Source organism: Buttiauxella selenatireducens (assembly GCF_031432975.1).
Lineage (GTDB): Bacteria > Pseudomonadota > Gammaproteobacteria > Enterobacterales > Enterobacteriaceae > Buttiauxella > Buttiauxella selenatireducens.
This window is the reverse complement of the sequence record NZ_CP133838.1, coordinates 3559007-3572774: the sequence shown is the minus strand read 5'-3', so window position 1 is coordinate 3572774 and position 13768 is coordinate 3559007. Positions and strand designations below refer to the sequence as shown.

Annotated in this window: 9 protein-coding genes; 7 read left to right on the top strand and 2 right to left on the bottom strand. The window is 49.9% G+C overall.

Features of this window, described 5'->3' with window-relative positions; translation table 11 throughout:
- The first annotated feature begins 80 nt into the window (after positions 1-80).
- From cmoM to RHD99_RS16415, 7 genes are all read left to right on the top strand, one after another.
- On the top strand, positions 81-869 hold the full coding sequence (cmoM, locus tag RHD99_RS16445; protein WP_309875270.1) for a tRNA uridine 5-oxyacetic acid(34) methyltransferase CmoM: 789 nt from the start codon (positions 81-83) through the stop codon (positions 867-869).
- Positions 862-2184 carry a chromosome partition protein MukF gene (gene mukF / locus RHD99_RS16440; RefSeq protein WP_309875269.1) on the top strand — a complete coding sequence of 441 codons (1323 nt, stop codon included), beginning with the start codon at positions 862-864 and terminating at the stop codon, positions 2182-2184. Before cmoM ends, mukF begins: the two co-directional genes overlap by 8 nt.
- Positions 2165-2881: a chromosome partition protein MukE gene (mukE, locus tag RHD99_RS16435; RefSeq protein ID WP_309875268.1), complete on the top strand. Its 717-nt coding sequence runs from the start codon at positions 2165-2167 to the stop codon at positions 2879-2881. The genes mukF and mukE overlap by 20 nt, the downstream gene beginning before the upstream one ends.
- Positions 2878-7326 (top strand): chromosome partition protein MukB, encoded by a 4449-nt coding sequence (gene mukB, locus RHD99_RS16430; protein WP_309875266.1) that lies wholly within the window; start codon positions 2878-2880, stop codon positions 7324-7326. Before mukE ends, mukB begins: the two co-directional genes overlap by 4 nt.
- Positions 7327-7486: 160 nt before the next feature.
- Positions 7487-9367, top strand: coding sequence for a L,D-transpeptidase LdtD (gene ldtD, locus RHD99_RS16425; RefSeq protein ID WP_309875264.1), 1881 nt, complete (start codon positions 7487-7489; stop codon positions 9365-9367).
- A gap of 182 nt (positions 9368-9549) precedes the next feature.
- Positions 9550-10098 carry a peptidoglycan L,D-endopeptidase MepK gene (mepK, locus tag RHD99_RS16420; RefSeq protein WP_270139492.1) on the top strand — a complete coding sequence of 183 codons (549 nt, stop codon included), beginning with the start codon at positions 9550-9552 and terminating at the stop codon, positions 10096-10098.
- Between the two features lie 40 nt (positions 10099-10138).
- Positions 10139-10786: an MBL fold metallo-hydrolase gene (locus tag RHD99_RS16415; RefSeq protein ID WP_309875263.1), complete on the top strand. Its 648-nt coding sequence runs from the start codon at positions 10139-10141 to the stop codon at positions 10784-10786.
- A gap of 59 nt (positions 10787-10845) precedes the next feature.
- Here the strand turns inward: RHD99_RS16415 and RHD99_RS16410 are convergent, their stop codons facing one another.
- The gene (locus RHD99_RS16410) at positions 10846-12036 is read right to left on the bottom strand and encodes an amino acid aminotransferase (protein WP_309875261.1); all 1191 of its coding nucleotides are present in this window, start codon (positions 12034-12036) and stop codon (positions 10846-10848) included.
- A gap of 189 nt (positions 12037-12225) precedes the next feature.
- Positions 12226-13380 carry a porin gene (locus tag RHD99_RS16405; RefSeq protein WP_374708491.1) on the bottom strand — a complete coding sequence of 385 codons (1155 nt, stop codon included), beginning with the start codon at positions 13378-13380 and terminating at the stop codon, positions 12226-12228.
- Between the last annotated feature and the right edge of the window lie 388 nt (positions 13381-13768).

Genomic DNA, 13768 nt, shown 5'->3' with positions numbered 1-13768 from the left:
CAGACGGGTTCATTCTTGGCTCGGCTGTGCCAAAATAGCGACTTTCTTAGATGAACCCTTTCCCCCATGGAGCCGTACCCGTGCGTGACCGCAATTTTGACGACATTGCTGAGAAGTTCTCACGCAACATCTACGGTACAACTAAAGGACAGCTCCGCCAGGCCATCTTGTGGCAAGATCTTGATGCTTTGCTTGCCACGTTACCTGAAAAATTACGCGTGTTGGATGCGGGCGGCGGCGAAGGGCAAACCGCGTGTGGTCTCGCTGAACGTGGCCATGACGTGCTGCTTTGTGATGTTTCTGCTGAGATGATCTCCCGCGCTCAGGCCCTGGCCTGTGAAAAAGGTGTGAGCAGCAACATGCAATTCATACATTCCTCAGCCCAGGATATTGGTCAACATTTGGAAAAACCGGTTGATCTGATATTGTTTCACGCTGTGCTGGAATGGGTCGTCGACCCGCAAGCTGTGCTTAAAACTTTGTGGGACAATCTTGCACCTGGCGGTGCTTTATCCCTGATGTTCTACAATGCTAACGGCCTACTGATGCGAAACATGTTTGTCGGTAACTTCGAATATGTTCTTCAGGGTATGAAAAAGAATAAGAGAAAAACACTTTCGCCTGACAATCCGCTGCAGCCAGAACAGGTTTATCACTGGCTGGAGCAAATTGGCTGGCAGATTACCGGTAAAACCGGTGTGCGAGTGTTCCACGACTACTTGCGCGATAAGCACAAACAACGCGATGGTTTTGACGATTTGCTTGAACTTGAAACGCGTTATTGCCGGCAGGAGCCTTTTGTGAGCCTCGGCCGCTATATCCACGTGACAGCTATCAAGCCGCTTGAGCCAAGGACAAATTATGAGTGATGTTTCCCAGACAGTGCCGGAACTGGTTGCCTGGGCCAGGAAAAATGATTATTCGATTTCGCTACCGACAGAGCGTTTGACGTTTCTGTTGGCGATCGCCACGTTAAATGGTGAGCGGCTCGACGGTGAGATGAGTGAAGGTGAACTGATTGATGCTTTCCGTCACGTAAGTGACGGTTTTGAGCAGACCAGCGAAACCATTAACGTTCGTGCCAATAATGCCATTAATGATATGGTGCGCCAGCGTTTGCTTAACCGTTTTGTCAGCGAAATCAATGAAGGCAATGCGATTTATCGCCTGACTCCGCTCGGCATTGGCATTACAGATTACTACATTCGCCAACGTGAATTTTCGACTCTGCGTTTATCGATGCAGTTGTCGATTGTGGCTGGCGAACTGAAACGTGCCGCCGATTCGGCAAATGAAGGCGGTGATGAATTCCACTGGCACCGTAACGTCTTTGCCCCACTGAAATACTCGGTTGCTGAGATTTTCGACAGCATCGATCTCACCCAGCGCATCATGGATGAGCACCAGCAACAGGTTAAGGATGATATCGCGCAACTCCTGAACAAAGACTGGCGTGCTGCCATTTCCAGTTGCGAAATGTTGTTGTCGGAAACTTCCGGCACATTACGAGAATTGCAAGACACCCTGGAAGCGGCGGGTGATAAATTGCAGGCGAATCTGTTGCGTATTCAGGATGCAATACTGGGACGTGATGATCTGCACTTTGTTGACCGTCTGGTGTTTGATTTGCAAAGCAAACTCGACCGTATCGTCAGTTGGGGCCAACAGGCAATCGACTTGTGGATAGGCTATGACCGCCACGTTCATAAATTCATTCGTACCGCTATCGACATGGATAAAAACCGTGTCTTTGCACAGCGTTTGCGTGTTTCGGTACAGAACTATTTCGATGCGCCATGGGCGCTGACGTATGCCAATGCCGATCGCTTACTGGATATGCGCGATGAAGAAATGGCGTTACGTGATGATGAAGTGACGGGTGAACTGCCAAGCGATCTGGAATTCGAAGAATTCAATGAAATCCGCGAGCAACTTGCCGCATTGATCGAGGCTGCGTTACAAGTCTACAAAACCAGACAAGTGCCGCTAGATTTAGGCGTAGTAATGCGGGACTATCTGGCGCAATACCCACGCGCCCGCCATTTTGATGTGGCGAGAATCGTAGTCGACCAGGCGGTACGTCTGGGTGTGGCTGAAGCTGATTTTACTGGCTTGCCGCCACAGTGGCAGGCAATTAACGATTACGGAGCCAAGGTACAGGCGCATGTCATCAACAAATATTGAAAAAGTGATGCCGGTAAAACTGGCACAGGCGTTGGCCAATCCGTTATTTCCGGCACTCGATAGCCAATTACGCGCAGGTAGGCACGTTGGGCTTGATGAGCTCGATAATCATGCCTATTTGATGGACTTCCAGGATGAACTGGAAGAGTTTTACGCCCGCTATAACGTGGAGTTGATTCGCGCCCCGGAAGGTTTCTTCTATTTGCGCCCGCGCTCCACGACGCTGATTCCACGTTCTGTGCTGTCCGAACTGGATATGATGGTCGGTAAAATTCTTTGCTACCTCTATCTCAGCCCGGAGCGCCTGGCAAACGAAGGTATCTTCACGCAGGCAGAACTGTACGATGAGCTGTTAACACTTGCGGATGAAAACAAGTTACTCAAACTTGTGAATAACCGTTCTACAGGCTCGGATCTGGATCGCCAAAAACTGCAAGAAAAAGTCCGTGCTTCGTTAACCCGTTTACGCCGCCTCGGCATGATCTGGTTTATGGGACACGACAGCAGCAAATTCCGTATCTCTGAATCTGTATTCCGCTTTGGCGCCGATGTGCGCGCCGGTGATGACGCGCGTGAAGCGCAATTACGCATGATCCGCGATGGTGAAGCGATGCCGGTAGAAACTCGTTTGCAACTCAATGATGAAACTGAAGAGTCGCAAGCTGTTCAGGATAACGCGGAGGATGAACAGGAATGATTGAACGCGGAAAATTTCGCTCACTAACGCTGATTAACTGGAATGGTTTCTTCGCGCGTACTTTTGATTTAGATGAACTGGTAACAACACTTTCTGGCGGTAACGGTGCGGGTAAATCCACCACCATGGCGGCATTTGTTACGGCGCTTATTCCCGATTTAACGCTGCTGCACTTCCGTAACACCACGGAAGCGGGCGCGACATCCGGTTCGCGTGACAAGGGTCTGCACGGTAAGTTAAAAGCCGGCGTCTGTTACTCACTGCTTGATGTCGTTAACTCGCGTCACCAGCGTGTTGTCGTCGGTGTGCGTCTGCAACAAGTGGCGGGCCGCGATCGTAAAGTCGATATCAAACCGTTCGCGATTCAGGGTTTACCTACTTCCATTCAGCCGACGCAACTGCTGACGGAAACGCTTAATGAACGTCAAGCTCGCGTACTGAGCCTGCAAGAACTGAAAGATAAAGTGGAAGCCATCGAAGGCGTTCAGTTTAAACAGTTCAACTCGATTACCGATTACCACTCACTGATGTTCGATTTGGGGATTGTTGCGCGTCGTCTGCGTAGCGCCTCAGATCGTAGCAAGTATTACCGACTGATCGAAGCCTCGCTGTACGGCGGGATTTCCAGCGCCATCACCCGCTCACTGCGCGACTACCTGTTGCCCGAAAACGGTGGTGTGCGTAAGGCTTTCCAGGACATGGAAGCCGCATTGCGCGAAAACCGCATGACACTTGAGGCTATTCGCGTCACTCAGTCAGATCGTGATCTGTTTAAGCATTTGATTTCGGAAGCCACTAACTATGTGGCGGCAGATTACATGCGTCACGCCAATGAACGCCGCATCCACCTGGATAAAGCGCTCGAGTTCCGCCGTGAATTATTCACCAGCCGTAAACAACTGGCTGCTGAGCAATATAAACATGTCGAAATGGCGCGTGAACTGGCTGAACATAGTGGTGCGGAAGGGGATCTGGAATCGGATTATCAGGCGGCCAGCGACCACCTGAACCTGGTGCAAACGGCGATTCGCCAGCAGGAAAAAATCGAGCGTTATGAAGCTGACCTCGACGAACTGCAAATGCGCCTCGAAGAACAAAATGAAATTGTTGCCGAAGCCTCCGAGCAGCAAGAAGAGAATGAAGCCCGTGCAGAAGCCGCTGAGCTGGAAGTGGATGAGCTGAAAAGCCAGCTTGCCGATTACCAGCAAGCGCTTGATGTTCAGCAAACGCGAGCCATTCAGTATCAACAAGCGTTGCAGGCTCTGGAACGTGCGCGTTCGCTGTGCCACTTACCTGATCTGACCGCCGAAAGCGCGGAAGAATGGTTAGAGACTTTCCAGGCAAAAGAGCAGGAAACGACAGAAAAACTGCTGACGCTTGAGCAGAAAATGAGTGTGGCACAAACGGCACATAGCCAGTTTGAACATGCTTATCAGCTTGTTACCGCTATTAATGGCCCTGTGAGTCGCAGTGAAGCGTGGAGCGTTGCACGTGAATTACTGCGTGACAGCAATAACCAACGCCATTTGATGGAGCAAGTTCAGCCGCTCAGAGCGCGCCTCAACGAACTTGAACAACGTCTTCGCGAGCAGCAAGAAGCTGAACGCATGTTCGCTGAATTCTGCAAGCGTCAGGGTAAACACTTTGATCCTGAAGATCTGGAAGTGCTGCATGAAGAGCTCACCGATCGTATCGAGACCTTGCAGCAACGTGTATCTGATGCCAGCGATCAACGTGCAAATCTGCGTCAGGAACAAGAGCAGATCCAGGCACGAATCAAACGTCTGACACTGCGTGCGCCGATTTGGTTAGCAGCACAAACCAGTCTTAATCAACTGTGCGAGCAGACTCACGAGCAGTTTGAAAGCAGCCAGCATGTGACCGAATACATGCAGCAACTGCTTGAGCGTGAGCGTGATGTCACAGTTGAACGTGATGAAGTCGGTGCGCGTAAACGTGCCATTGACGAAGAAATCGAGCGCCTTAGCCAACCAGGCGGTGCCGAAGATCCACGTTTAAATGCGCTGGCTGAACGTTTTGGCGGTGTACTGTTGTCAGAAATTTATGACGACATTAGCCTCGACGATGCTCCTTATTTCTCGGCTTTGTATGGCCCGTCGCGTCACGCCATTGTGGTGCCAGATTTATCGCTGGTTCGCGAGCAATTAGACAACCTGGAAGATTGCCCGGAAGACCTCTATCTCATCGAAGGTGACCCGTCTTCCTTCGATGACAACGTCTTTAAGGTTGAAGAGCTAAACGCAGCTGTTCTGGTGAAAACCGCTGAACGCCAGTGGCGTTATTCTCGTCTGCCTGAGTTGCCAATATTTGGCCGCGCTGCACGTGAAAACCGCCTTGAAAACCTGCATGCAGAACGCGAAACCCTGGCAGAGCGTTTCGCGACACTGTCGTTTGATGTGCAGAAATCACAGCGTTTGCACCAGGCATTCAGTCGTTTCATTGGCCAGCATTTGGGTGTGGCTTTTGATGACGATCCGGAAGCGGAGATTCGCCAGCTCAACACTCGTCGTGGTGAAGTTGAGCGTGCTATCAGCAACCATGAAAACGACAACCAGCAACAGCGTCAGCAATACGATCAGGCGAAAGAAGGGGTTGACCAACTTAACCGACTGTTGCCACGTATCAGTTTACTCAATGACGAAACGCTGGCTGATCGCTGCGATGAAATCCGTGAACGTCTCGACGAAGCGGAAGAAGCCGCACGCTTCCTGCATCAGTTTGGTAACCCACTTGCGAAACTTGAAGCTGTAGCATCGGTTCTGCAAAGTGACCCTGAGCAGTTTGAGCAGCTAAAAGAAGATTATCAGTACGCGCAGCAAGTGCAGCGTGATGCTCGTCAGCAGGCGTTTGCCTTAACTGAAGTGGTCCAACGTCGCGCGCACTTCAGTTATTCTGACTCCGCTGCGATGCTCGATGGCAACAGTGATTTAAACGAAAAATTGCGCAGTCGTCTGGAACAAGCAGAAGCTGAACGTACTCGCTCCCGCGAAGCATTGCGTCAACATGCACAGCAATTAAGTCAGTTCAGCCAGTTAATGGCGTCGCTGAAAAGCTCCTTTGATACCAAAAAAGAGCTGCTCACTGACTTGCACAAAGAACTCCAGGACATCGGTGTACGTGCGGATATTGGTGCTGAAGAGCGTGCCCGCTCACGTCGTGATGAATTACACTCGGCATTGAACACCAACCGTAGCCGTCGTAATCAGCTCGAAAAAGCGCTGACGTATTGCGAAGCGGAAATGAGCAACTTAACCCGCAAACTCAAACAGCTGGAACGCAGCTATTTTGAAATGCGTGAACAAGTTGTCACCGCAAAAGCGGGCTGGTGTGCCGTGATGCGTATGGTGAAAGAAAATGGTGTTGAGCGCCGTCTGCATCGCCGTGAACTGGCTTATGTCACTGGTGACGAGCTACGTTCTATCTCGGATAAAGCATTGGGTGCGCTGCGTTTGGCTGTTGCGGATAACGAACACCTGCGCGATGTACTGCGCATGTCTGAAGATCCAAAGCGACCTGAACGTAAGATTCAATTCTTTGTTGCGGTATATCAGCATCTTCGCGAACGTATTCGTCAGGACATTATCCGTACCGATGATCCTGTTGAAGCTATCGAGCAGATGGAGATTGAACTGAGCCGTCTGACGGAAGAGTTGACTTCACGCGAGCAAAAACTGGCGATCAGTTCACGCAGTGTGGCGAATATCATTCGTAAGACGATTCAGCGTGAGCAAAACCGTATCCGCATGTTGAACCAGGGTCTGCAAAGCGTCTCCTTCGGCCAGGTGAACAGTGTGCGTTTGAATGTCAACGTGCGTGAAACTCATGCGATGTTGTTGGATGTGCTTTCAGAACAACATGAGCAGCATCAGGATCTGTTTAACAGCAATCGTCTGAGCTTCTCTGAAGCATTAGCGAAACTGTATCAACGCCTGAATCCGCAAATTGATATGGGCCAGCGCACGCCACAAACCATTGGTGAAGAACTGCTGGATTACCGTAACTACCTCGAAATGGAAGTGGAAGTTAACCGTGGTTCAGATGGTTGGCTGCGTGCGGAAAGTGGTGCGTTGTCTACCGGTGAAGCTATCGGTACCGGGATGTCGATTCTGGTGATGGTGGTTCAGAGCTGGGAAGAAGAGTCGCGCCGACTGCGTGGTAAAGACATTTCTCCATGCCGTTTGCTGTTCCTCGATGAGGCGGCACGACTGGATGCGAAGTCGATTGCTACGCTCTTTGAGTTGTGCGAACGCCTTGAAATGCAACTGATCATTGCAGCACCTGAGAACATCAGCCCGGAAAAAGGCACCACCTATAAGCTGGTACGTAAGGTTGTTCAGAACCATGAACACGTTCACGTTGTGGGCCTGCGAGGCTTTGCGCCACCGCTTCCCGAGCCAGTTGCTGACACTTTAGATGCATCATAAAGAAACGCGGGCTACGGCCCGCGTTTTCTTTTTCGAAAGTTCTTAATCTTTAATTTTATTTACATTTATACGGGCAATTAGTATTCGCTGTTTATATACTGATTTAAAACCCAGCGCGAAAATCTGGGCGAAAAATGAAGTTTTAAACAGGGGGCAAGGGATGTTGCTTACAAAATTGCACGGTTTTCGACTGTCAGCGCTTACGTTTGGGCTGGCACTCAGTTTCGCTCCACTGTTTATGGCGCATGCAGATGAGCCAGCAGTCGTTCAATCTGACAGTTCTGCGGTGAGCATTGAACCCGCACATTCACCAGATCAGCCGCTACCACAATCTACCGCTACCGCTACGATGGTGGGCGTATTACCACTCAATTCGACAGGCATGTCTGCTGCCCAAAGTCGTTCTCAACTGATCGCCCATTTGCCGACGGGTTACACACCCGTTTACCTGAATGCCCTCTCAGCGTTCTATGCTGCGCGCGAAATGAAGCCGATGTGGGAGAACCGCGATGCCGTTAAGGCTTTCCAGCAACAGCTCGCGGAGCTGGCGATTGCGGGTATTCAACCTCAATTCACGACCTGGGTTGAGCTGCTCACCGATCCGTCCGTAACCGGTTTAACCCGCGATATTGTGTTGTCCGATGCGATGATGGGTTATCTGCAATTTGTTTATGGCATCCCAACGGAAGGTAATCGCTGGTTGTACGGCACCAAGCCTTACAAGATGCAAACACCGCCAATTTCTGTGATTAACCAATGGCAAGTCGCGGTTGATCAAGGAACGCTGGTGAATTTTGTCGAAACACTTGCGCCATCGCATCCGCAATACGCCAAACTGCGTCAATCATTGGTGCATTTGTTAAGTGATTCGCGACCATGGCCACAGCTGACGGGCAGCGAAACGCTCCGCCCTGGCCAGTGGAGCAATGATATTCCAGCGCTAAGAGAGATTCTGGCTCGCACCGGCATGCTGCAAGCTGAGTCTGCGAAACCACTTCCGTCAAGCTCAAGTACGGCTATTGCCGATGTTGCAGTCAGCCCTTCAGCCATTCAGCAAGACAGTGAGCAAATCGCTGAACAGGTACCTGCTGCGGTTGCCGGGAAGAAAAAGAAATCAACGCCAGCGGTCCGAAGTGTATACAGCAAAGAGCTGGTGGAAGGGGTGAAACGCTTCCAGAAATGGCAGGGGCTGGGCGTAGATGGCTCAATTGGGCAATTAACACGTGACTGGCTGAATATGACGCCACAACAGCGAGCTTCACTGGTTGCGTTAAATATTCAACGTTTGCGATTACTGCCGAATAAACTCGATACCGGCATTATGGTAAACATCCCTAACTATTCGCTGAGCTATTACCTTAACGGCAGTGAAGTATTGGCTTCGCGCGTTATTGTTGGGCGTCCTGACCGTAAAACGCCAATGATGAGCAGTGCGCTCAATAATGTGGTCGTTAACCCACCGTGGAATGTGCCACCGACGCTTGCTCGCAACGATATTCTGCCAAAAGTACATCAGGATCCTGGCTATCTCGACAGACACGGTTATAGCGTTCTGCGTGGCTGGAGCAACAATGCCGAGGCCATCGACCCGTGGCGCGTCGACTGGGGCACCATCACCGCCAGCAATTTGCCATTCCGTTTCCAGCAAAAACCTGGGGCTCATAACTCGTTAGGGCGTTATAAGTTTAATATGCCAAGTTCTGACGCTATCTATTTGCATGACACGCCGAATCACAACCTGTTCCAGAAAGATGCGCGTGCGCTGAGCTCTGGCTGCGTAAGGGTCAATAAAGCATCTGAACTGGCAAACATGCTGTTGCAAGATGCGGGTTGGAACGATGCGCGGATTTCCAGCCAGCTCAAAGATGGCAACACCAAGTATGTGAACATTCGGCAGACCATCCCGGTCAATCTCTACTATCTGACCGCGTTTGTCGGTGATGATGGCCGCACGCAATATCGGACAGACATTTACAATTATGATCTCGCCGCGCGATCTGGCGCACAAATCCTGTCGAAAGCTGAATTATTGATACGGTAAATGCAGTAATTCTAATGAATTAGCGGTCGTAATAATTGTGAAACTCATCCGGGCCCTCCACAGGGCCCGGTTTATATGGGTTTTAGCGCGCCTTGACTCATATTGTTTTGGCAGTTAAGGTGCGGGCAGTGCGCCTGAAGTGCATATTATTCGATCGTTTTTTACATGTAGACCTGGACATCATGGACAAATTTGACGCAAACCGCCGCAAGCTGCTGGCGTTGGGCGGCGTGGCTTTAGGTGCCTCGCTGTTACCAACACAAGCATTTGCTATGCTATCAACACCGCGCCCGCGCATTCTGACTCTCAATAATTTGCATACTGGGGAGTCATTAAAAGCCGAATTTTTCGATGGTAAAGGCTATATTCAGGATGAATTAGCAAGACTTAATCATTTCTTCCGTGATTATCGCGCGAATAAAATTAAATCCATCGACCCTAAATTATTCGACCAGCTTTATCGCCTGCAAGGCTTGTTGGGGACCAACAAACCCGTGCAACTGGTATCCGGTTATCGCTCTTTAGACACCAATAATGAACTTCGAGCCCGCAGTCGTGGGGTGGCGAAAAAAAGCTATCACACAAAAGGGCAGGCAATGGATTTCCATATTGAAGGGATTTCGTTGAGCAATGTTCGCAAAGCAGCATTATCTATGCGCGCAGGTGGTGTAGGATACTACCCCAGCAGCAACTTTGTGCATATTGATACCGGGCCACTAAGGCACTGGTAAAACAACGGAATCCGGCGATTGTTGCCGGTATTGGAGTGTCATGAACTATCACATTATTCCGGTCACTGCGTTTGCCCAAAACTGTTCATTAGTTTGGTGTGAAGAAACGTTGCAAGCAGCAGTGATTGATCCGGGCGGCGAAGCTGAAAAAATCATCCAGCAAGTCACAACGAAAGGCGTGACGGTCACGCAGGTCCTGTTAACGCATGGCCATCTTGATCATGTTGGAGCCGCCGCTGAACTGGCAAAGCATTACGGTGTTCCTGTTATTGGGCCGGAAAAAGAAGACGAATTCTGGCTGCAAGGCCTACCGGCGCAAAGCCAAATGTTTGGGCTTGAAGAGTGTTTGCCACTGACGCCAGATCGTTGGCTGAATGAGGGTGATAGCGTATCGGTGGGAAATGTGGCCTTACAAGTGCTGCATTGCCCGGGCCATACTCCAGGTCATGTCGTTTTCTTTGATGCGCAATCTCAGTTACTGATTTCCGGCGATGTGATTTTCAAAGGCGGAGTAGGACGAAGTGATTTCCCGCGTGGCGACCACGCCGCACTGATTGACTCGATTAAACGCAAGTTGTTGCCGCTGGGCGATGATGTGACGTTTATTCCGGGTCACGGGCCGTTATCGACTCTGGGCTACGAGCGCTTGCACAATCCCTTCCTGCAAGACGAATTACCGGTCTGGTAAGGTAAGTCTGGAAAATAAAAGAGCCGCATTGCGCGGCTCTTTTTTTATCTGCTTTGCTCTTAGAGCACAGCGACAATGGCTTCGCACAGCGGAGCCATATTATCTGGCGTCATCCCCGCAACGTTCACACGTCCGGAAGCCACGGCATACACACCAAACTCTTCACGTAAACGCAGCACCTGTTCTTTGGTCAAGCCGCTGAACGAGAACATGCCGTTCTGGTTGATGATAAAGCTAAAGTCGCGGTTAGCGCCTTTCTCTTGGAGGGTATTCACAAACAGCTGGCGCATACGGTGAATACGCTGACGCATGTCAGACAGCTCTTGTTCCCAAATAGTACGCAGCGCGTCGTTGCTCAGAATGGTTGCAACAACAGATGCACCGTGTGCTGGTGGGTTAGAGTAGTTGGCACGAATAACCGATTTCATCTGGCTGAATGCGCGATCTACGGTATCTGCATCAGCAGCAACCAGCGTACAAGCACCTACGCGCTCATTGTAGAGGCCAAAGTTCTTAGAGTAAGAGCTGGCAACAATCAGTTCTTTGTGGCTTGCAGCAAAGATACGCAGGCCTTCAGCATCTTCTTCCAGACCACGAGCAAAGCCCTGATAGGCGAAGTCAAACAGTGGCAACCAGCCTTTAGCCAATGACATTTCGGCCAACGTTTTCCACTGTTCAGCCGTTGGGTCGATACCGGTTGGGTTATGGCAGCAACCGTGGAACAACACCACATCACCCGCTTGTGCGGCTTGCAGGCTGTTAATCAGGCCATCGAAATTAAGAGAGTGGTTCTGTGCGTCATAGTAGTCATACTCGCACACTTCCAACCCTGCGGAGTTAAACACGCTCTTGTGGTTCGGCCAGCTTGGATTACTCACCCAAACGCGTTTAGTGGTGGTGTTTTTCGCGAGGAAATCAGCGGCAACACGCAGCGCACCTGTACCACCTGGGGTTTGTGCAGTGCGAGCACGTTTATTTGCTCTCAGAGCATTATTTTTCCCAAACAGTAATTCCTGGGTGCAACTGCCAAATTCTGGAATACCGTCAATACCGAGGTAATTCTTGGTGTTCTCATTTTCCAGCAGATATAGCTCTGCTTTTTTAACGCAGGTCAAAACCGGAGTTTTACCCGTTTCATCCTTATAAACACCAATGCCGAGGTTAATTTTAGTCGGACGGTCATCGGCGCGAAACAGATCGGCCAAACCAAGAATTGGATCAGCTGGAGCAGCGGTAATGTTCTCAAACATGACGAGTTTCCATTGTGATATCGAGGGAGTAACGCTCTCAGGTTAACTGCTGTTTTAGTAAATGCCAACCGTTTGCAACAAAAAGAAACCACCCTGGTCACAAGTTATTTTTTTTAACTTTTCAGGCATAAAAAAACAGGGCCGAAGCCCTGTCTTTTGAATCATCCTTGCAACAACGTTGCTGGATAATTAGAACTGGTAAACGATACCCACTGCAGCCTGGTCGTCTGTTGCCAGTTTAGCAGATTCGCTGTAGTTGTTGTCGTCCAGCAGGTTGAACTTATACGCAGCGTATACGTTCATGTTTTTGTTGAAGTAGTACCAGGTACCCACTTCTACGTATTTAACCAGGTCAGCATCGCCGCCGGTGAAGGTACCACGAGATTTCAGGTCCTTACCTTTAGACTGCACGTAAGCGATGGACGGACGCAGACCGAAGTCGAACTGGTACTGAGCTACTGCTTCGAAGTTCTGAGTTTTGTTAGCGAAGTTGTTGTCAGCTTCACGAGTCATGTTCAGAGTTTCTGCATACATCACTGCTGCGTAGATGTTGTTCGCATCATATTTAGCCGCAGTAGACCATGCTTCAGCGCGGTCGCCGCCAGCACTTGCCCAAGCTGGGTTAGTTGCAGCATCACGCTGTTCGAAAGTACGGTTTGCAGACTCGTAGCCCGCAGCAACGCTGAAGCCTTCGCCGATGTCATAAGTTACAGCGGTGCTTACGCCGTCGCCGTTAGCTTTAGCGCCGTTACCAGCACGACCAAAGTCAATTGTGCCGTTGTCATCAACACTTGGAGCAACTACGTTGCTACGCTCGTTTTTACCCTGGTATTGCAGAGCAAATGCCAGGCCATCAACCAGACCGAAGAAGTTGTTGTTACGGTAAGTCAGAACGCCAGTAGTACGGCCGTTCATGAAGTTGTCGGTTGCAGCCCAGGTATCGCCGCCCCATTCAACCAGCATATCGGTATAAGCCGCTACGTCGTAGATTGCACCGTAGTTACGGCCGTAATCCAGGGAGCCTGCATCACCAAATTTCAGACCAGCAAATGCCAGACGGGTGTTAGTAGGCTGAGTGCCTTCCGCGTTGGAGGCATTCATGTTGTATTCCCACTGGCCGTAACCGGTCAGTTGGTCATTGATTTGAGTTTCGCCTTTGAAACCGATACGAGCGTAAGTGGTGTCATTGCTATCAGTGTCACCGTTAGTTGTCCATATGTGCTCGCCTACAGCTTTACCGTAGAAATCAAGTTTGTTGCCGTTTTTGTTATAGATTTCTGCAGCGTTAGCTGCACCGGCTACCAGCAGAGCAGGGATTACCACTGCCAGAATATTGCGCTTCATCATTATTTATTACCCTCATTGGTTTTTTTTGTGAACACCTGCCACTGCCGTCAATAATTCTGTACGGAACTATTGATGAGAGTTTGGTGTCTTTCTGTATCTGTCAGGCATCTTTCCATCCATGAAACCGTTTCGCTAGCCAGAAAGTGCTACAAACATCGAGAGTGAGTTACAAAAGGAAACTATGTGTAACTAAATGTGTATTTTGTGGAACTTTGTGAACTAACTCAAACTTCCTTGCCGCTTCGCCTAAAAAAACACCTTTCCTATCCTATATATATGAATTACTTATGTTTAATTCGCATAATGAAATTGCGAGTGAATTTTTCGCTTACATTTGTACATTCTTTGAGTGATTTTTGGATGTCCAGACATCTGGGTGACTTTT

Coding starts and splice junctions, on each gene's coding strand:
- RHD99_RS16410 (WP_309875261.1), bottom strand. CDS start 12,036: ATGTTTGAGAACATTACCGCTGCTCCAGCTGATCCAATTCTTGGTTTG.
- mepK (WP_270139492.1), top strand. CDS start 9,550: ATGGACAAATTTGACGCAAACCGCCGCAAGCTGCTGGCGTTGGGCGGC.
- mukE (WP_309875268.1), top strand. CDS start 2,165: ATGTCATCAACAAATATTGAAAAAGTGATGCCGGTAAAACTGGCACAG.
- mukF (WP_309875269.1), top strand. CDS start 862: ATGAGTGATGTTTCCCAGACAGTGCCGGAACTGGTTGCCTGGGCCAGG.
- RHD99_RS16405 (WP_374708491.1), bottom strand. CDS start 13,380: ATGAAGCGCAATATTCTGGCAGTGGTAATCCCTGCTCTGCTGGTAGCC.
- mukB (WP_309875266.1), top strand. CDS start 2,878: ATGATTGAACGCGGAAAATTTCGCTCACTAACGCTGATTAACTGGAAT.
- RHD99_RS16415 (WP_309875263.1), top strand. CDS start 10,139: ATGAACTATCACATTATTCCGGTCACTGCGTTTGCCCAAAACTGTTCA.
- ldtD (WP_309875264.1), top strand. CDS start 7,487: ATGTTGCTTACAAAATTGCACGGTTTTCGACTGTCAGCGCTTACGTTT.